Genomic DNA, 18,175 nt, shown 5'->3' with positions numbered 1-18,175 from the left:
CTCAGAACGGGTCACCGCAGACCCGCCACCGGCCGTCCTCCTTCACCATCGGCACCGTGCGGTCCTCGCCCGCGCCGCCGTCGCGGATCAGCCGCGCCCGCACCGCACCCGTGGGCCGGCCCCCCTTGGTGCGCACCGACACGTCGACGATCTCGTAGCCAGTGACCACCGGCGGCGTGCGCACCCAGCCGGCGAAACCGACCGCGCTCCACCGGCTGCGCGACTGCGCGCACAGCCGCTCGTAGGCCCGCTCCACGTCGCCCGCGGCGACCTCCCGCAGGAACCCGTCGGCGCTGTCGCGGACCTGGTCGCCGGCGCCGGCCAGCATCTGCACGTTCCACGCGCCCAGCCCGGCCACCCCCACCAGGCACAGCCCCAACCCCGCGCCGGCGGCCAGCAGACCGGTGCGCGCCGGCCGGCCCCGCCGCGCCGGCCGCGTCCACGGCTGCTCACTGCCCATCACGTCGACCGTAGGCCCACCCGCCGCCGCCGCGCAGGCACTCGCCCCGGGTCGCCCCGCCCGGCCGCATCGTCTACGGTCGGCGACACACGGATGGCAACCCGCGGAGGCGAGGCGACGATGACCCGTTACGTGCAGCCGGTGCCCACCCCCGACGACCCGTACACCGGTGACCGGCTGCTGCGGTCCTGGCTGCGCCGCCTGCTCGGCCCCGCCGGGCACGACGCCGCGCAGCCCCGGCTGGTCGACCTGGCCGCCGACGTGGCCGGGCCGCTGCGCGCCGCGCACGCCGACGCCGAGGCCCACCCGCCGGTCCTGGTCCGCTACGACGGGTGGGGCGCGCGCGTCGACCGCATCGACACGTCCGCCGGCTGGCGGGCCCAACGCGCCGCCGCCGCCCGCCACGCCGTGGTCGCCCTGCCCTACCAGGCGTCCGCGCGGCAGCGGTGGGGGGCCGGCGCGCGGGTCGTCCAACACGCCCTGCTGCACCTGTACGGGCCGGAGTCGGCCACGTTCTCCTGCCCGGTGGCCATGGCCGACGGCGCGGCGGCGCTGCTGAGCCTGCCCGACGTCGACGCGGCCGTGCGCCACGCGTGGCTGCCCCGGCTGACCTCCACCGACCCCGACACGGCGATCGTGTCCGGGCAGTGGATGACCGAGTCGCAGGGCGGCTCCGACCTGTCCGGCTCCAGCACCGTGGGCCGGCCCGCCGCCGACGGGTCGTGGCGGCTCACCGGCCAGAAGTGGTTCTGCTCCGCCGCCGACGCGCCGATGGCGGTGGCCCTGGCCCGCCCCGAGGGCGCCGGACGGGGCAGTCGCGTGCTCGCCCCGTTCCTGGTGCCCCGCTACGCCGCCGACTCGCCCCTGGCCGGGGTCACCGCCGCCGCCGACGCGCCCGCCCCCGGCGTCACCGTGCACCGGCTCAAGGACAAGCTGGGCACGTGGGCGCTGCCGACCGCCGAGATCGGCCTCACCGACGCGTACGCGCTGCCGCTGGGCGACCCGGCGGTGCCCGGCCTGGCCCGGGCGATGACCCTGGTGGTGGTGACCCGGGTGCACAACGCCGCCGCCGCGGCCGGCGGGATCCGCCGCGGCCTGGACTACGCCCGCGCCTACGCCACCGCCCGCACGGTCGCCGGGGGACGCCTGGCCGACAGCCCGCTGCACCGGGCCACCCTCGGCGCGCTCGCCGTCGACGCCGCCGCCGCGTTCGCCCTGGCCGGGCACGCGTTCGCGCTGCTCGGCCGCGTCGAGACCGACGCCGACGTGGACGCCGCCGCCGAGCTGCGGGTCGTCGCGCCCCTGGCGAAACTCGCCACCGGCCGCCTCGCCGTGGCCTGCGCCAGCGAATACGTGGAGGCGTTCGGCGGCGCCGGATACGTCGAGGACACCGGCGTGCCCCGGCTGCTGCGCGACGCGCAGGTCCTGCCGATCTGGGAGGGCACCACCAACGTGCTCGCCCTGGACGTGCTGCGCGCCGTCGCCCGCGAGAACGCCGACGCGCCCCTGCTGCGCCGCCTCGCCGCCGCCGTCGACCTGGCCCGGCCGCTGTCGCCGGCCCTGGCCGACACCCTCGCCACCGTCACCGGCCAGTTGACCGCCGCCCTCGCCGACGTCACCGCCGACCCGCGTGCCACCGACGTCGTCGCCGGCGCCCGCGCGCTGGCGTTACGCCTGGCGGCGGCGCTGACCTGCGCCCTGCTCGTCGAACACGCCGCGTGGGGCGACGAGCAGGCCCGCGTCGCCGCCGAGCTGTGGGCGCGGCGGCGGCTGCGCCACGAGGACATCTCCGCCGACGCCCACCGCCACCTCGACCTGCTCTGCTGAGCAGCTAGGCGCGCCGGCGGGCCCGCGCCGCCCAGATCGCGTACGCCGGGTCGCGGTCCAGGTTGTGCCGGTCCCGGTCGTAGCGGCGGGTCGTCCGCGGGTCCGCGTGCCCCATCGCGTCCTGCACGTCCTCCAACGGCACCCCCTCCGCGCGGGCCGTCGTGGCGAACGCGTGCCGCAGCGAGTGCGGCGACAACTTCTCCCACGCCGGGATGCCCGCCGCGCGGGCCAGCCGCCGCACCAGCCGGAACACCGAGTGCCGGTCCAGGCGCGCGCCGGTCGCGGTGACCAGCAGCGGCCCGGTCACCTCGTGGACGCCCACCCCCTGCGCCGCCGCCCGCTGCGCCAGGTAGGCGTCCACCTCGTACGCCGTGGACGGGGTCAGCGCCCGCCGCCGCGGCTTGCCGCCCTTGCCGACGAACCGGACACTGCGGTGCCCCCGCTCCGCGCCCAGGTCCGCGACGTCCAGCGACACCAGCTCCCCCACCCGCAGCCCGAGGTCGGCCAGCAGCGCCACCGCCGCCCGGTTCCGGGCCGCCGTCGGCCCGGTCTCGGCCTGCGCGGCGGCCAGCAGAGCGTCCACCTCCTGCGGCGTCAACCCGATCGTCGAGGAGTGGTCCCGGTCGACGCGGGGCCGGTCCGCCGCGGTTACCGGGTTCGCCTGCACCGCCCGCAGCTTGACCAGGAAGTCGTACCAGCTCGACAGGGCCGACAGCTTGCGGGCCACCGTCGCCGGGGTCAACGGCCGGCCGCTGCGCGCCGCCGGGGTGGCCTCCAACTCCCGACCGTAGGCGTTGACGTCGAGGAAGTTCGCCCGTAGCGGGTCCAGCTCCCGGGCCCGGCACCACGCCAACCAGCCGGCCACGTCCCGCCGGTAGGCGTCGCGGGTGTGCTCGGACAACCGGCGGTTACGCAGCCACGCCTCGGTGAAGTCGCCCGGACCGGCCCCGCGCAGGGCCGGCCGGGCCGCGCCACGCGGCAGCACCGGAAACTCGGGACGAAGCATGGGTGAAAGGTTCTCAGTCTCCGGGCGCGTCGGCGGTGAGGCGCGCCCGGGGGCTTTCCCGCCCCGGCCACCCGCCGCCGGCCGGCTCCTCGTGAACCCCGCCGCCCGTGACCCGCCAACACCGGTCGTAGCCGACGGCGTCGGCGAACCACACGTCGTGGGTCACCAGCACCACCGTGCCCCGGTACGCGCGCAGCGCCTCCTCCACCACGTCCAGGGAGTCGAAGTCGAGGAAGTTCGTCGGCTCGTCGAGCAGCAGCACCCGCGCCGGACCGTTCACCATGACCGCCAGCAGCAGCCGGCGCAGCTCCCCGGCCGACAGCAGCCGCAGCGGCTGGTGCCACTGCTCCGGGCCGAACAGGTGTGCGTCGAGCAGCCGCTCGGCCTCGTCGACATACACGGGCACCTGGGAGCGGAACCACGTCAGCACCGGGACGTCGGTGCGCAGCGCGTCGTGGGTCTGCGGCAGCAGCGCCACCGGCGCACCGCAGGTGACCTCCCCCGCGTCGGGTTCGCGCAGGCCGGCGAGGATACGCAGCAGCGTGGTCTTGCCGGTGCCGTTGTCGCCGGTGAGCAGCACCCGGTCGCCGGCGCGCACCCGCAGGTCCACGCCCGAGAACAGGGGCCGGTCGCCGGCGCGGGCGGCCAGGCCCCGCGCGGCGAGCACGTCCCGGCCGTCGTCGCCGGCCGGGTCGGGAAACGCCAGGGTCAGCGTCGGGCGGGTCTGCGGCTGCGCCAGCCACCGCAGCGACTCCATCTGCCGGCGTAGCCGCCGCTGCCGCGCCGTGGCCTTACGCGCGACCTTCTTCGCGTAGCGGCGCGCCTGGTCGGCGCCGAGACCGCGGCGCACCGTCAGCTCCACCCCGCGCGCGTGTTCCTTGGTGCGCGCGATGTCGGCCAGCAGCCGCTGGTGGGTCTTCTCCTGCGCCTCGTAGTCCAGCAGCAGCCGCTGCCAGCGGCGCGTCTTCTCCGCCCGGTAGTCGGTGTACCCGCCGGCGTACGTCTGCGGTGTGTCGTGGATGCCGTCGAGTTCCACGACGCGGGTGACGGTGCGGTCCAGGAACGCCCGGTCGTGGCTGACCACCAGCACGCCGCCGCCGAACGCCGCCAGCCAGCCGCCGAGCCAGGCGATGCCGTCGGCGTCGAGGTGGTTGGTCGGCTCGTCGAGGATCAGCAGGTCCGGGGTGTCCAGCAGCACCCGGGCCAGGGTCAGCCGGGCCTGCTCGCCGCCGCTGACGCGGTGCAGCGGCGCGTCGTCCGGCAGGCCGGCCACGTCGAGTCGCTGGCGGACCTCGGCCAGCCGGGCCTGCGCCCGCCACCCGTCCAGGGCGGCGAAGCGGTCCTGGACCTCGCCGTAGGCGTCCAGCGCGGTGGTGTCCCCGCCGGCCAGCCGCCGCTCCAGGGTCCGCAGCCGCCGGTCGAGCCGGCCCAGTTCGCCGAGGCCGGCGGCGAGGAACTCCCCGACGGTGACCGTCGGGTCGGGCGGCTGCTGGGCGAAGTAGCCGATCCGGGTGCCGGGGGCGAGGCTGACGTGCCCGGTCGACGGCGGCTCGGCCCCGGTGAGCACCCGCAGGAGGCTGGACTTGCCGACCCCGTTGGGGCCGACCAGGCCGACCCGGTCACCGGCGTTGACGACGAGGTCGACGCCGGTGAACAGCGGCTCGGCGTCGTACTGCAAGCTGACTCACACGACCTTCAACACGGTGATCCTCCGCGGGACGGCAGGCGGGCCGGGACGCCCACGACGGGCGGCCGGTCGGTGCGCGTGGCGGCGGGGCGGTCGGCCCGGCCGCGGCCTGCGGGATCACATGTGCTGGTCGGCTCCGGTGTCTCGGCTGCGGGGACGTGGTCGAGTCTGGCATCCCCCGCCGCCGCCCGCGACCGGTTTACGTGTCGTTGCGATCAGGGCACCCCGCGGTGGGGTGCCCTGATCGCGTCGGGTGCCGTCAGGCGTCGATCTGCCGGTGGCCGGTGCCGCCGGTGGCGATGGCCACCCGGCGGGGCTTGGCCCGCTCGGCCACGGGGATGCGCAGGGTCAGCACGCCGTTGTCGTAGCCCGCCTCGAGGCGGTCGGTGTCGAGGGTGTCGCTGAGGAACAGCTGCCGGCTGAACGTGCCCATGGGGCGCTCCGCCGCGACCAGTTCGACGTTGTCGCCGGTCGGGCGGCGGCGCTGCGCGCGGACGGTCAGCACGTTGCGCTCGACGGTGCAGTCGATGCTGTCCGGGTCCACCCCGGGCAGGTCGAACGCGGCATAGAAGTAGTCGCCGTCGCGGTAGGCGTCCATGTGCATCACGGCGGGGCGGGAGTGGGTGCCGAGCAGCTGCTCGGCGAGCCGGTCGATCTCCCGGAACGGGTCGGTGCGCATCAGCATCGTGGTTCCTCCTCGGTTCTCCTGGCCGAAGACGTCAAGTTGAGTCTGGGCGACTCAAGTCCTGGTTCTTTGATAGCGCGCGCCGGCGGCCGTGTCAACCCGACGCCGCCTCACCCGGCCGGGAAGTCGGCCAGCTCCCGCACCGCCGTCTCCAGCGCCGCGTCGACGCCGTGGTCGACCATCGCCCGGTACGCGGGGTCGCCCGCCGCCGCCGTGCGGCGGATGCCCTCGGCCGAGGCGGCCACCCGCTGGCGGACCACCTCGACGAACGGCCCCACCGGCCCGGCGTGACCGTAGGCGTCGAGGAACAGCCGCAGCCGCCGGGGCCGGTCCGCGAACGCGGTGAACCCCTCGGCGGCGACCACGTGCCGGGCGTGCAGCGGCACCCACGCGAACGCGGTGAACGCCAGGTCCCACTCGCGGGTGACCGGGGCCGCGAGGTCCCAGTCGAAGAACCCGACGAGCCGACCGTCGGCCCAGGCCGCGTTGTACGGGGCCGCGTCGTTGTGCCCGACGATCAGCCCCGGCCGCCAGACGCCGCCCTCGCGCCACTGCGCGTCGGCGGGCGGCACGAAGCCCGCCACCGCGGCGTGCAGGTCCCGCAGCCACCGCGCGACCTGGCGCAGCGCGTCGTCGCTGTGCGCCCAGGCAGGCCACGGCCGGGTGACGCCGACCGTCTCCCCGGGCAGGAACGACAGGACCTCCCGCCCGTGCTCGTCGAAGCCCCGCGCCCGGGGCGCCCCGTCGAAGCCGGCCGTCTCCAGATGCCGCAGCAGCGCGTGCACCGACGGCGTCCACGGCCCCGGCGTACGCCGCACCGTGTCGCCGATGCGGACCGCGCCGCCGGTGTTGCCCCCGGCCAATCGCTGTTCCTCACCCACGGTCCCATCCTCGCGCACGGGCGGATGATACGGTCACCCCGCCGTGCACGAGCACTGTCCGAGGAGGTGAGTCCGATCAACGCTGCGACCGGTCGGGGCTCCCTCCCCCGCATGGCCTAGGGAGCGCCCGCACAAGGCATCCCTGAAAGGCGCGTATTCGGCATGCGCATCCACGAAGAACACTTCACTGTCGACGGTGTGCCCGCTGTCCGGTGGACCCCGCCCGACAGCACCACCGGCCCCCGCCCGCTGATCCTCATCGGCCACGGCGGCGGCCAACACAAGACCGCCCCCGCCGTCGTGCACCGCGCCCACCGGTTCGCGGCCAGCGGTTTCGCGGCCGTCGCGGTGGACGCCCCGAACCACGGCGACCGCCCCAGCGACGACCGCTACCAGCGCATCGCCACCGAGATCCGGGCCCGCGCCGACACCGGCGACGACCCGGCGCCCCTGCTCGCCGACTTCCAGGCGCTCGTCGCCGCGCAGACCGTACCGGAATGGCGTGCCGTCCTGGACCACCTCGATCCCGGAGCGGTCGGCTACTGGGGCGTCTCGCTGGGCTGCGGGCTCGGCGTGCCGTTCGTGGCCGCCGAACCCCGGGTCCGCGCGGCGGTCCTCGGCCTGGGCGGAGCCTCGGCCCCCGCCGCCGTCGAGGCTGCCGCGCGGATCACCGTGCCCGTCGAGTTCCTGATCCAGTGGGACGACGAGCGGGTCCCCCGCGCGCAGAGCCTCGCCCTGTTCGACGCGTTCGGCTCGGCCGAGAAGACCCTGCACGCCAACCCGGGCCGGCACGGCGACCGGCTGCCCGAACACGAACTGGACAGCGCGGTCCGGTTCTTCACCCGGCACCTCACGCCCCCGCCGCACTGACCGACGGTCGCCGCCCGCCCCGCACCGGGCGGGCGGCGACGTCCGCCCTGATCAACCGCCCCGACGGGCCTGCCCGCCCACCGCGGCGCGGAACACCGCGGCGAACCGCTCCGGCGCCTCCAGCCAGGGATGGTGACCCGCGTCCGGCACGACGGTCACCTCGCAGCCGAGGCATGCCCCCAGCCGGCGCAGCGCATCGGCGGGGCGGCTGTCCCCGGCACCGCCGATGATCATCGCGTCGGGCGGTAGCCGCTCGCGGAGTTCGTCCACGCGCGATTCGAGCGGGTCGGTCTTCGCCGCCGCGTTGAGCTGGTGGTTCATCGCGTAGTTGACGGGCCGCAGCGTCCGCGCCGCCGCCGCCGCCCACTCCCATGCCCGGTCCCGGTCGGCGTGGTCGGTGCACCACGACAGCGTCAGGTACTCGATCTCCTCGGCGTCGGTGCGGGACTCCACCGCGTCGAGCGCGTCGAGCCTGGCCTGCTGCGCGTCGGTGCGTCGGGCCCGCTGGGCTGCCCGGTCGGCCTCCCGCCACGGCCCCAGGAAGGGCCCGGCGAGCTGCACCAGCCCGGCTACCCGATCGGGATGGGCCAACAGGAAGTAGCTGGCCAGGTGGGCGCCGAACGAGTGCCCGACCAGCACCACCCGGTCGTGTCCCCACGTGTCGAGCAACAACGCCAGGTCGCGCACGTGGCGGGCGATCGTGTGCTGCCCGGTCCAGGAGGACCCGCCGGTGCCGCGCTGGTCGTAGCGGTGCACGCGATACCGGTCGTCGACGATGCCGGCGACCGGGGCCAGATAGTCGCGGATCCCGGGGCCGCCGTGCAGCATCACCAGGGGCAGCGTCTGCGGGTTCGTCGGGCCTGTGGTCCAGGTCCGTAACCGCGTACCGTCATCCGCCTCGATCAAGGCTTCGGTCATGGACGTGAGCGTAGTGGGATCGTTCCGATACCGAGCGTGCGCGCCGTGCGCCCTGACACGGCGTCGAGATGGGCCGCTGCGTCGACGGGGAGGTCGACAACCCGGCGAGGATCGTTGCCCGCTGCCGGGCATGCCGCCAGTCGTGCGGCAGGGGTCGCCGGCGGTCCCACTCGTCGCGGACTGACGCCGGCCGGCAGCATGCCCGCCCGCGGCGGAGGCTGAGCTGTCCGGTCCCGAATCCGGAGTCGGCTTACTCGTCCAGGGCGGCCGCTGTCCTGCGGAGTTCGTTCAGCCACTCGATGCCGAGCCGGCGGCCGTCGGGGAACTGGTCGTCGCGATCCCAGCGCCACGCGGTGATCATCGCCAGTACGAGGGTCCGGCAGTCTCGGAGCAACCGGCGATCGACGCCCGGGTAGTGGTCGCCGACCTCGTCGGGCGCGTGGGCCAGGTCGAACTCGACCGGCCCCCGGCAGCACGTCTCGAAGTCGATGAAGAGCGGGCCGGCCCGGGTCGAGAGCAGGTTGCCCGGATGGGGCTCGCCGTGCAGGAGCTGCTCGGGCCGGCCGCTGTCGGTGACCGCTCGGCGCATCCGGGCCAACGTGCCGGCGAGGAGAGCCCGGTCCGGGGCAGTCAGTTCCGGCGTTCGGGCGTGGTCGGCCACCAACCTCTGGGCCGCAGAGACCCGGTCGGTGAAGTGCGGGGCGGGCAGGGCGATCCTGCGCATGCCGGCGTGCAGGCGTTCGAGCGCGTCGACGTATCCGGCTCGGGAGATCGGCCGGGCGGCCACCGGTTCGTAGTAGGTCCAGAGGGTGACGACGTAGTCGTTCTGGACGAAGACCTCGGGCGACTCCAGCGTGGCCACCGGGCTCCCGGCCTCGGCCAATCCCCGAGCGACGTCCACCTCGAGCTGGGCGCGCTGGTGTGCGACCGGCGCCACCCGGGCGAGCACGTCGCAGGGCTGTAGACGCAGGGTGAGCGCGTTCGAGTTGTGCAGGACCGCGGCGTCGCGGACGGCCAGGCCGAGCTGTGAGCCGATCGACATGGCTGCCCGGGTTGCCTGCTGAGTCTCGTACGCCCGCATCGCCACCACCGTAATTCAGTACTTCGACGTCCGGTCCCCGACGACGGCCGGCTCCGGGAGCACGGCAGAAACCGTTGGCGGGCCACGGCGACCGCTGCTAGCTTTCGGGAGGCCGTGCGAGAGACCGAGGAGGTGGTACCCGTGAACGTTTCGACGTGGGTGCTCCCCTCCGGGGTCACGGTCGGGCGGTAGGTCGTCCGGGAGCGCCGTTACGAGCGATCCCGAAAGGCACGACCATGCGATTCACTACCGAACAGCGCCTCGACGACGGCGTCCTCGAACGCGAGTTCACCCTCGGCGAGATCCCCGGCATCCTGTGGACGCCCGCATCAGCATCCGCGCCGGTCCCGCTGATCCTGCTCGGCCACCCTCCGCTCGGACTGCGCAAGATGTACCCCCGTCTGGTGGCCCGGGCCCGGCGCGCCGCGGCGGACGGCTTCGCCGCGGCGACCATCGAGCTTCCCGGCAGCGGTGACCGGCCCCGTTGGGCCGCCGCCGAGCAGGCCCGCGCCGACCTGCGCCGGGCACTGGAGGCCGGCGAGCCGGTCAGCGACGAGATCGTCGACGCCCTCGTCCTCCCGCTCGTCGACAGGGCGGTCCCGGAAACGCAGGCCGCCCTGGATGCCCTCCTGTCGCTGCCCGAGATCGGTGGTCCGGTCGGGTACTCGGGTGGTGTGATCTCCGTCGGCATCCGGCTTGCGGTGGTCGAGCCCCGCATCGTGGCCGCCGGTCTCTTCGCCGGGAGTTTCGTGCCTCGCACCATGTTCGAGGAGGCCCGACAGGTCACCATTCCGCTGCATGTCCTGCTGCAGTGGGACGACGAGGGCAACGACCGCCAGGCGGCCCTGGACCTGTTCGACGCCTTCGGCTCCCCGGAGAAGACGCTGCACGCCAACATGGGCGGGCACACCGGTGTCCCGCAGTTCGCCGGGGAGGACGCGGCCGGGTTCTTCGCCCGGCACCTGCGCTAGCCGCCGCCAGGCCAGCAGAAGGCGGTACGGGCCGCCGGCCCTCCTGCACAGCGGCGGCCAGCAGAGATGCGCAACCGCCCGATCGCGTCAGCTGGCAGACCCGGTCCTGTTCGGGTCTGCCAGCTGACGCTACGGTCAGTTGGTCGTCTCGACGCGGGCGATGAGCTGCTTGAGTCGCGCGATCTCGTCGGCGAGCGCGGTGGCTCCGGCGGCGGTGAGGGTGATCCAGGTACGGCCGCGCCGCCCCTCGTAGCCTTTCTGGATCTCGATCAGGCCGGCCGTTTCCAGCACACTGAGGTGCTTGGAGAGGTTGCCGGCGGTCAGCTCGAGGTGGGTGCGCAGGTAGCCGAACTCGACCCGGTGGGCCTCGTGCGCGATGGTCAGGATGCCCAGCCGGGCCCGCTGGTGCACCACCTCGTCCAGCCCGGTGACCGGGTGCCCCGGGCCCGGGTCCGGGGTGCCGATCGTCGCCGTCACCGCTGCCGCCTGCGGGCTGCTCTGAAGAACCCGGCCGCGCCGAGCAGCAACAGCGCGCCGCTGACGACTTGCGGTGCCGCGAATCGGGCCTGAATTCCCCAGCCGGCCAGTCCCCAGCCCTCGTTCGTCGGCAGCACCAGCAGCACCAGGGCCAGGTAGGCGAGGGTGAACAGCAGCAGCCCGATGTTGCGCTCGATGCGGGCCAGCACCACCAGCGCGATCCCGATCATGCCCCAGGGCGAGACCAACCGGTCCAGGACCAACCACCAGTACGGCAGCGGCTGGTACGGCAGCGGGTGATGCGGAAAGTACAGGGCTGCGGCTACCCACGCGGCGGTGAACACGACGGTCGTCGCGGCGCCGACGATCGCGTACGGCAACGTCCGGGCACCCAGGCCCCGGGACCGGGCGGCCCGCGAATAGCAGACGGCGATCGCCGTGTAGGCCAGCAGGAGCGCCGAGGGCCAGTAGAACAGCACGCCCCGCCGCGCGAACTCGCAGCTGGTGTCGGGGTGGCAGCGCACCGTCATGGCGAGCCAGTCGAACGGGATTCCGGCGAGCGTCACCGCGCCCAACACCAGCAGGGCGACCCAGGTCATTCGTTGGTCGAGGCGCACCTGGTGCGCCAGGGAGCGAATGTCGGACAGCAGTCGGCGGGGATCGCCACCGGCAGCAACCGGCTCAGTAGTCATGCCAATAGGTTTCCACAGCAAACCTATTGGCGCTAGTGCCAAGTTCGCGCTCTTCCGGCAGCGCCGGCGCACCCGGCGGCTCGCTGGCCACCGCATCCGTCGACCCACGGGATGCATGACGCCGACGCGCACATAACTGTCATTATGGTGTGCTGGTGATTCGCCCCTTTTGCCGCATCAAATTATCGGATTAGTGTTACCGGTAATGCGGTAATCGGGGTGGGTTGTCGGCGGGGGCGACGGCTGGCACGGTCGGGGCATGACGGACACGGGTGGGGCCGGCGTGCGCGCCGCGATCGGCGAGATGGGCCGGATCCTCGGCCCGCACGCCGACGCCGACTGGACGGTGCCGGCGGGAACGCTGGAGTGGAGCTGCTGGACAACGGCGGCGCACGTCGCGCACGACCTGCTCGCGTACGCGGGGCAACTGGCCGGCCGTCCCGCCGACGGCTACCTGCCGTTCGACCTGCGCGTCTCCCCCACCGCGACGCCCGCCCAGGTGCTGACCGTCGTCGCGGCCTGCGGTGGCCTGCTCGCCACCGCCGTCGACGCGGCCGACCCGAACCTGCGGGCCTGGCACTTCGGCCCCTGCGACCCGGCCGGGTTCGCCGCCATGGGCGTGGCGGAGACCCTGCTGCACACCCACGACATCACTCGGGGCCTACGCGTCGACTGGCAGCCGCCCGCCGCGCCCGCCGCCGCCGTGCTGACCCGGCTGTTCCCGGACGCCCCGCCCGGCCCGCCGGCCGAGGTGCTGCTGTGGATGACGGGGCGGGCCGAGTTCGACGGACGGCCCCGCCGCACCTCGTGGACGTGGCAGGCCGCACTGAACTGACCCCACCGGCCGATCAGCCCCCGGGCCCCTCGTCGCCGGCCTGCCACCGACTTGCTAGTGCTCTGACCGCATAGGTTCGCCGCGTTGGACGTCATGGCGGTTGGATGTGCGGTGACGTCCGATCCGACCGCTGGAGGAGCGGTGGCCGAGCCTGTCCGTGTGCGCAGACTGACCGACCAGGAAGGGCAGAAACTGCAGCAGATCGTCCGCCGCGGCAGTACGAGTTCGGTGCGCTACCGGCGCGCGATGATGCTGCTGGCCTCGGCCGGCGAAAACCGGGTGCCGGTGATCGCCCAGCTGGTGCAGGCCGACGAGGGCACCGTCCGCGACGTCATCCACCGGATCAACGAGATCGGCCTGGCCTGCCTGGACCCTCGGTGGGCGGGAGGCCGTCCCCGCCTGCCCAACCGTGCCGACGAGGACTTCGTCGTCCAGACGGCCACCACCCGCCCCACCAAACTCGGCCAGCCCTTCACTCGCTGGTCACTGCGCAAACTCACCGCCTACCGGCCCACCGCAGGCTCCGGCTGGGCCCGCCAGAAAAGCCTCTCAAGAGCGCAGCTTGATCCAACCTGGCGGACGACTGTCCGGCCGCATCACTAGAGTTTCGGCCATGAGAGTGACGACGTTCATATGACCACTTCGGCGACGGATCCGTCGGGGCGGAAGGGGTGGTGGACGGACCTGCGATGGCTGGTGAACGCTGATCCGGAGCGGGTTCTGGGGTTGCTGGCTTCCGATGAGGATTCCGATGCGCGACTGATGGCTGCGGTTTACCGGGCGTCGGTGGACGTGCACCGGGACGTGCCACCGTGGGTGCGGAGGCAGCTGCTGGCCCTGGACGCGGCTCGGTACGGGGACCGGGAGTTGTCGGCACAGATTGCCGCCGTGTCAGTGGAGGATGTCGACGCCGAGCCATGGCGGGTGCTGTGGTCCACCGACGCGCAGAGCGACCCGCACTTCCAGATGAACCCGTCCGGTCACACCGGCGGTGTTGACGCGGTGGTGACAGCCTTCTCGGACGGCCGCCACGTCGTGGTCACCGGCAGCAAGGACCAGACGGTCCGGGTGCGGGACCTTGAGACCGGCCAACCGGTCGGCGGGCCCATGAGCGACCTCAACGGCAGAGTGTGGGCGGTGGCGACGGAGGTCGTGGACGGTCGGCCGTACGTCGTCACGGCCAGCGACTGGGCGGTACTCGCGTGGGACCTGGCCACCCGACAGCAGACGGGCGAGCTGCCGGGGATCAACGGTGAGGTGTGGTGTCTGGGCACGGCTGTCGTCCAGGGGCGACCGTGTGCGCTCGCCAGCGACGACGACCTGTCCGTGCGGGTCTGGGATCTGGCCAGTGGGGAACAGGTCGATGAACTCACCGGACACGACGACTTCCTGATGGCCATCGACACGCTGGTGATCGATGACAGGCCCCATGCGGTGGGCTGTATGAGCGGCGGCAAGGTCTGGCAGTGGGACCTGACCACCGGACAACCGGTCGGGGAGCCCCTGTCGGGCCACGACGGCGAGGTGTGGGCAGTCGCGGCAGCGGTCGTCGACGGCAGAGCCCACGCGATCACGGCAGGTTACGACGCCACCGTGCGCGTGTGGGACCTGGTCATGGGACGGGAAGTCGGCAGGCTGGTCGGCCACAAAGGCACCGTGTCCGCGGTGGTGACCGCGGTGATCGGTGGAGAACTCCGGGTCGTCACCGGTGGTTCGGATGGAACGGTGTGCCTGTGGGAGCTGGCCGCCGGGCGGCAGATCGGCCGGGAGCTGGCGTTTCCCGCGCCAGTCCATGCGCTGACCGTGACCCCGGAAGGCTCGCTCGTGGTGGGCTTCGGCGGCGACGTCGCGGTCCTGTCCCTGCATGCCGACCCTGCCTCTACGGGACCGTGAGCCGTTGGTGCGGTGACCGGATGGTTGCTGGTTCCGCCCCGGCGATGAGGACCAGAACACCGCCAGCGGCTGCGCAGCCCGGCGAACCTATGCGGTCAGAGCGCTAGAGGCCCAGTTGGACCGGCTGGTCCGGCGTGCCCGCGGTGAGAAGCGCGGTCAGGGGTGTGGTGAGGTCGCGGGGCGAGAACAGCTCAGGTCCCCGGTAGGCGGCGATCTCCGAGAGCTGCCACCACCGGAACGCGGCCAGGTTCTCCGCCGCGAGTTGGTCGTCGGTCAGCTCACCGCGGGGCTGGAAATGGTTCGTGCGGACGAGGAAGTAGTCGTTGACGACGCCGTCGAAGCCCGGCGCGATGTCGGCGGCCACGACTTCCTGGTGCCAGACGTGCGGCGGTTCGGCGACGATCGCCAGACCGGTCTCCTCCCGCAGTTCACGGCGCAGAGCCGTCAGCCGGTCCTCGCCGGGTTCGACGCCGCCGCCCGGGGCCGCCCAGACGGCCTTCGACTGCTGCGGCACGACCGGGTGGGGAAAGACGAGCCGGCAGAGCAGGATGCGGTCGTTGTCGTCAAGGACGATCGCGCGGACGGAGAGACGCAGGTGTGGCGTCATGCCGTGTCGGAAGCGGCGACGAGGCGCATGATCGGCATTGGCGCAGGTTATCAACCGCCCGCTTACCCCTCGGTCAGCCCCGGCCCGTCGCGGAGGGTTGTCGTCACCGAGCGCTCTTGCTAGCGTGCCGTTGCGGGTCGAGAGGCGCTGCGACGGATGACCATCCGCCACGCTCGGCCTGTTCCTTGGTCCAAGGGCGCCTCCCGCTGGGAGGCTGCCGTCCCTCCGGCGGATCACTCGCACGGTGAGGGTTGTGCAATGGCAACGGACCTGACTGACTTCATCGCCGGCTTGCCCAAGGTGGAACTGCACGTCCACCACGTCGGGTCGGCGACCCCGCACACCGTGGCTCGGCTGGCCGAACGGCACGCCGGGACCACCGCGGTGCCGGCCGACCCGGCGCTACTGGCCGAGTACTTCACGTTCACCGACTTCGCGCACTTCGTCGAGGTGTACCTGTCGGTGGTGGACCTGATCCGCGACGCCGAGGACCTGGCCACACTCACCTACGACATCGGCGCCGACCTGGCCGCCCAGTCGGTGCGGTACGCCGAGCTGACGCTGACCCCGTACTCGTCGATCGTGCGTGGTGTCCCGTCCGAGGCGTACTGCGAGGCGGTGGAGGACGCCCGGCTGCGGGCCGCCCGTGACCACGGCATCCAGCTGCGCTGGTGCTTCGACATCCCGGGCGAGCCCACGATGACCGGCGCCGACGTCACCCTGGAGGTGGCGCTCAAGCAGCGCCCGGACGGGCTCGTCAGTTTCGGGCTGGGCGGCCCGGAGTCCGGAATCCCCCGCGCCCGCTACGCCGGGCACTTCGCCGCCGCGCGGGCAGCCGGGCTGCGCAGCGTCCCGCACGCCGGTGAGTCGACCGGCCCGCAGACCGTGTGGGACGCGGTACGCCATCTCGGCGCGGAACGCATCGGCCACGGCATCGCCGCCGCCCGCGACCCCGAGTTGATGGCCTACCTGCGCGAGCACGACATCGCCCTGGAGGTGTGCCCGACCTCCAACGCCTGCACCCGCTCTGTGCCGTCGCTGGCCGAGCATCCGCTGCCGCAGTTGGTGGCCGCCGGTGTGCCGGTCACCGTCAACTCCGACGACCCGCCCATGTTCTCCACCACCCTGAACAGGGAGTACCAGGTGGCCGCAGACCTGCTCGACCTCGACGAGCACGGCGTCGCGGAGCTGGCCCGCCAGGCCGTGCGGTACTCGTTCCTCGACGCTGCGGACAAGGCCGCCGTGCTGGCCGAGATCGACGGCTATCTCCAGGTGTTCTCGTCTCGCGAGGCCGCGCCGACCAGCCCGATCGCGGAAGAACACCGGTGACCGCCCCGGCTTTCCCCCTCGGGTACGCACACGTCAACATGCGGGGCCGCTGCCGTCTCCCCGCTAGCGGGCGACCGACAGCCAGGGGCGCAGCGCTGCCGCGGTCACCTCGCGCATGCGCCCCTGGAGCTTGCGCGGATCGTCCAGCGCGCCCGGTTCGTCGAGGAGGACCTGAAGCGCGCCCGTTACCGCGCCGATGAACGCCCCGACCAGGGCACCCGCCTGCACGGCGTCGAGTTCGTCGGGGAATGCCGCCTGAAGGTGGCGGGCGATCTCGCGCTGCGCGTCGAGCTGGAGCTGCAACCCGCGGCCCCGGACGGCCGGAACGGTCTGGATGAGCCGCATCCGCAGCAGCGCGGTGGGGCTCGCCAACTCTGTGCTGTTCTCGTTGGCGTCGCGCAGCGCCCGGACGAGCAGGTCGGCGGGGCGGTCGCCGGGCTTGCGGCTGGCGATCGCGGCGATCGCGGCGACGACGCGCGCGTCGTTCTCGGGGAAGAGCAGTTCCTCCTTGCTGGCGAAGTAGCTGAAGAACGTCCGGGTTCCGATCTCCGCCGCGGCGGCGATGTCTGCGATCGTCGTGCCCTCGTAGCCATGGCGTTCGAAGAGGTCGACCGCCGCGTCGACGATGGCCTGCCGGGTCCGTTCGCGCTTGCGTTCGCGCAGGGAAGGTTCCGCCATGGCCGGCAGCCTACTGCATCCAGTGCCCATCTGCACTGGTTGCATCCTTGCACTGAGTGCAGATAGCCTCGTGGCATGACAGACATGAAGACCGTGCTGATCTCCGGCGCCGGCATCGCCGGCCCCACTCTGGCCTACTGGCTGGCCCGTCACGGGTTCCGGCCCACCGTCGTCGAGCGGGCGCAGGGCCTGCGCTCCAGCGGCAGCCCCGTTGACGTGCGCGGGCCCGCCGTCCCGATCGCCGAGGCGATGGGCATCATGCCGAGGCTCCGCGCCGCGGCGACAGACGTGACCGCGCTCACCTTCGTGGACGACAGCGGTCGCCGGGTCGGCGGCATGCGGCTGGGTCAGACACGCGGCGAGGTGGAACTGCCCCGCTTCGACCTCGCGACGCTCCTCCACGAGGCGGCCCGCGATGAGGCGGAGTACCTCTTCACCGACTCGATCGCCACGCTCGCGCAGGACGAAGCTGGCGTCGACGTCACGTTCGAGCAGGCCACGCCGCGCCGGTTCGACCTGGTCGTCGGTGCCGACGGCCTGCACTCGCGCACGCGGCGGCTCGTCTTCGGGGACGAGGGCCGGTTCGTGCGTCACATGGGCCTCTGGATCGCGACCCTTCCCGTCGACGGCCTCGACCTCGCGCCGCACGAGGTGCTGATGCACAACGCGCCCGGCCGCGCTCTCGCGCTACACCCGAACCGCGGGAACGCGGGAGCGGCGTTCATCTTTCGCGGCCTCTGGGAGCCCGGCTTCGACCACCGCGACACCGCCGAGCACAAGCGCCTGCTCACCGCCGCCTACTCCGGCGGCGGCTGGCGGACACCTGAGCTCCTTCAGCGAGTACGCGCAAGCGACGACCTCTACCTCGACTCGGTGAGCCAGGTCCGGCTGGACCGGTGGTCGTCCGGCCGGGTGGCGCTGCTCGGTGACGCGGCCACCTGCGTGTCCCTCTTCGGCGACGGGTCGACCCTGGCGATGGCGGGCGCGGCGACGCTCGCAGAGTCGCTGGCCGCGACGCCCGGCGATGTCGCGGGGGCGCTGCGCCGCTACGAGCAGACCCACCGGAAGCTGGTGGCACCGAAGCAGCGCAACGTCGCGCGGGCCGCGTCGCTCCTCGTGCCCACCACGCGGTTCGGGATCGCGGCCCGCAACGCCGCCACCCGGCTGCTGCCGCTCCGGCGGGCGAGGGCGGTCGGCGAGCAACCGCATCCCCCTCGTTCTTGAAGGTCGACCTCCGACGGGAGCTGCTGCTCTCGGAGAAAGTTCACACCGTTCGTT

Annotated in this window: 18 protein-coding genes, 1 pseudogene and 1 riboswitch; of the genes and pseudogenes, 8 read left to right on the top strand and 11 right to left on the bottom strand. The window is 73.3% G+C overall.

What is annotated here, in order from left to right; translation table 11 throughout:
* Position 1: 1 nt before the first annotated feature.
* Entirely contained in the window at positions 2 to 460 is a 459-nt protein-coding gene (locus tag ACVMYR_RS21860) for an Rv0361 family membrane protein (RefSeq protein WP_457122592.1), read from the bottom strand.
* 93 nt (positions 461 to 553) lie between these two features.
* Here ACVMYR_RS21860 and ACVMYR_RS21855 point away from each other — a divergent pair, with 93 nt between their 5' ends.
* Entirely contained in the window at positions 554 to 2,287 is a 1,734-nt protein-coding gene (locus ACVMYR_RS21855; RefSeq protein ID WP_457122591.1) for an acyl-CoA dehydrogenase family protein, read from the top strand.
* A 4-nt stretch (positions 2,288 to 2,291) separates the two neighbouring features.
* Here the strand turns inward: ACVMYR_RS21855 and ACVMYR_RS21850 are convergent, their stop codons facing one another.
* The 4 genes from ACVMYR_RS21850 to ACVMYR_RS21835 all read right to left on the bottom strand — a co-directional run bounded on the left by ACVMYR_RS21850 (position 2,292) and on the right by ACVMYR_RS21835 (position 6,564).
* Complete coding sequence (locus tag ACVMYR_RS21850; RefSeq protein ID WP_077940325.1) at positions 2,292 to 3,293, bottom strand: tyrosine-type recombinase/integrase; 1,002 nt, start codon at positions 3,291 to 3,293, stop codon at positions 2,292 to 2,294.
* A gap of 13 nt (positions 3,294 to 3,306) precedes the next feature.
* On the bottom strand, positions 3,307 to 4,971 hold the full coding sequence (locus ACVMYR_RS21845; protein ID WP_457122590.1) for an ABC-F family ATP-binding cassette domain-containing protein: 1,665 nt from the start codon (positions 4,969 to 4,971) through the stop codon (positions 3,307 to 3,309).
* Positions 4,972 to 5,239: 268 nt separating this feature from the next.
* The gene (locus ACVMYR_RS21840) at positions 5,240 to 5,665 is read right to left on the bottom strand and encodes an Hsp20/alpha crystallin family protein (protein ID WP_077940327.1); all 426 of its coding nucleotides are present in this window, start codon (positions 5,663 to 5,665) and stop codon (positions 5,240 to 5,242) included.
* A gap of 110 nt (positions 5,666 to 5,775) precedes the next feature.
* Positions 5,776 to 6,564, bottom strand: coding sequence for an aminoglycoside phosphotransferase family protein (locus ACVMYR_RS21835; protein WP_457122589.1), 789 nt, complete (start codon positions 6,562 to 6,564; stop codon positions 5,776 to 5,778).
* 144 nt (positions 6,565 to 6,708) lie between these two features.
* On the opposite strand from ACVMYR_RS21835, the gene ACVMYR_RS21830 reads away from it, so the two are divergent.
* Positions 6,709 to 7,416: a dienelactone hydrolase family protein gene (locus tag ACVMYR_RS21830; protein ID WP_457122588.1), complete on the top strand. Its 708-nt coding sequence runs from the start codon at positions 6,709 to 6,711 to the stop codon at positions 7,414 to 7,416.
* 51 nt (positions 7,417 to 7,467) lie between these two features.
* On the opposite strand, the gene ACVMYR_RS21825 is transcribed toward ACVMYR_RS21830, so the two are convergent.
* The gene (locus ACVMYR_RS21825) at positions 7,468 to 8,334 is read right to left on the bottom strand and encodes an alpha/beta fold hydrolase (protein WP_457122587.1); all 867 of its coding nucleotides are present in this window, start codon (positions 8,332 to 8,334) and stop codon (positions 7,468 to 7,470) included.
* A 250-nt stretch (positions 8,335 to 8,584) separates the two neighbouring features.
* Entirely contained in the window at positions 8,585 to 9,376 is a 792-nt protein-coding gene (locus ACVMYR_RS21820; protein ID WP_457122586.1) for a phosphotransferase family protein, read from the bottom strand.
* A gap of 275 nt (positions 9,377 to 9,651) precedes the next feature.
* On the opposite strand from ACVMYR_RS21820, the gene ACVMYR_RS21815 reads away from it, so the two are divergent.
* On the top strand, positions 9,652 to 10,386 hold the full coding sequence (locus tag ACVMYR_RS21815; RefSeq protein WP_457122585.1) for an alpha/beta hydrolase: 735 nt from the start codon (positions 9,652 to 9,654) through the stop codon (positions 10,384 to 10,386).
* 135 nt (positions 10,387 to 10,521) lie between these two features.
* Here ACVMYR_RS21815 and ACVMYR_RS21810 read toward each other — a convergent pair whose 3' ends face one another.
* Both ACVMYR_RS21810 and ACVMYR_RS21805 read right to left on the bottom strand, forming a co-directional pair.
* Positions 10,522 to 10,863, bottom strand: a complete 342-nt coding sequence (locus ACVMYR_RS21810; RefSeq protein WP_091284448.1) for a transcriptional regulator — start codon at positions 10,861 to 10,863, stop codon at positions 10,522 to 10,524.
* Complete coding sequence (locus ACVMYR_RS21805) at positions 10,860 to 11,555, bottom strand: hypothetical protein (protein WP_077940333.1); 696 nt, start codon at positions 11,553 to 11,555, stop codon at positions 10,860 to 10,862. Before ACVMYR_RS21805 ends, ACVMYR_RS21810 begins: the two co-directional genes overlap by 4 nt.
* Before the next feature lie 259 nt (positions 11,556 to 11,814).
* Here ACVMYR_RS21805 and ACVMYR_RS21800 point away from each other — a divergent pair, with 259 nt between their 5' ends.
* The 3 genes and pseudogenes from ACVMYR_RS21800 to ACVMYR_RS21790 all read left to right on the top strand — a co-directional run bounded on the left by ACVMYR_RS21800 (position 11,815) and on the right by ACVMYR_RS21790 (position 14,283).
* Complete coding sequence (locus tag ACVMYR_RS21800) at positions 11,815 to 12,390, top strand: maleylpyruvate isomerase N-terminal domain-containing protein (protein WP_457122584.1); 576 nt, start codon at positions 11,815 to 11,817, stop codon at positions 12,388 to 12,390.
* A gap of 141 nt (positions 12,391 to 12,531) precedes the next feature.
* A pseudogene (locus tag ACVMYR_RS21795) lies at positions 12,532 to 12,906 on the top strand (helix-turn-helix domain-containing protein); the annotation flags it as partial.
* A 180-nt stretch (positions 12,907 to 13,086) separates the two neighbouring features.
* Positions 13,087 to 14,283, top strand: a complete 1,197-nt coding sequence (locus ACVMYR_RS21790; RefSeq protein WP_457122583.1) for a WD40 repeat domain-containing protein — start codon at positions 13,087 to 13,089, stop codon at positions 14,281 to 14,283.
* Positions 14,284 to 14,386: 103 nt separating this feature from the next.
* Here the strand turns inward: ACVMYR_RS21790 and ACVMYR_RS21785 are convergent, their stop codons facing one another.
* Complete coding sequence (locus ACVMYR_RS21785; RefSeq protein ID WP_457122582.1) at positions 14,387 to 14,890, bottom strand: NUDIX domain-containing protein; 504 nt, start codon at positions 14,888 to 14,890, stop codon at positions 14,387 to 14,389.
* A gap of 133 nt (positions 14,891 to 15,023) precedes the next feature.
* Positions 15,024 to 15,098, top strand: a riboswitch (S-adenosyl-L-homocysteine riboswitch).
* Positions 15,099 to 15,148: 50 nt separating this feature from the next.
* On the opposite strand from ACVMYR_RS21785, the gene ACVMYR_RS21780 reads away from it, so the two are divergent.
* Positions 15,149 to 16,219: an adenosine deaminase gene (locus ACVMYR_RS21780; RefSeq protein ID WP_457122581.1), complete on the top strand. Its 1,071-nt coding sequence runs from the start codon at positions 15,149 to 15,151 to the stop codon at positions 16,217 to 16,219.
* A gap of 63 nt (positions 16,220 to 16,282) precedes the next feature.
* Here ACVMYR_RS21780 and ACVMYR_RS21775 read toward each other — a convergent pair whose 3' ends face one another.
* Positions 16,283 to 16,897, bottom strand: coding sequence for a TetR/AcrR family transcriptional regulator (locus ACVMYR_RS21775; protein WP_096761754.1), 615 nt, complete (start codon positions 16,895 to 16,897; stop codon positions 16,283 to 16,285).
* Between the two features lie 75 nt (positions 16,898 to 16,972).
* Between ACVMYR_RS21775 and ACVMYR_RS21770 the strand changes: the two genes are divergently transcribed.
* The gene (locus tag ACVMYR_RS21770) at positions 16,973 to 18,121 is read left to right on the top strand and encodes an FAD-dependent monooxygenase (protein ID WP_077940339.1); all 1,149 of its coding nucleotides are present in this window, start codon (positions 16,973 to 16,975) and stop codon (positions 18,119 to 18,121) included.
* The last annotated feature ends 54 nt before the right edge of the window (positions 18,122 to 18,175 follow it).

Source organism: Micromonospora sp. PTRAS2 (genome assembly GCF_054052245.1).
This window is presented reverse-complemented; position numbering and strand designations above follow the sequence as displayed.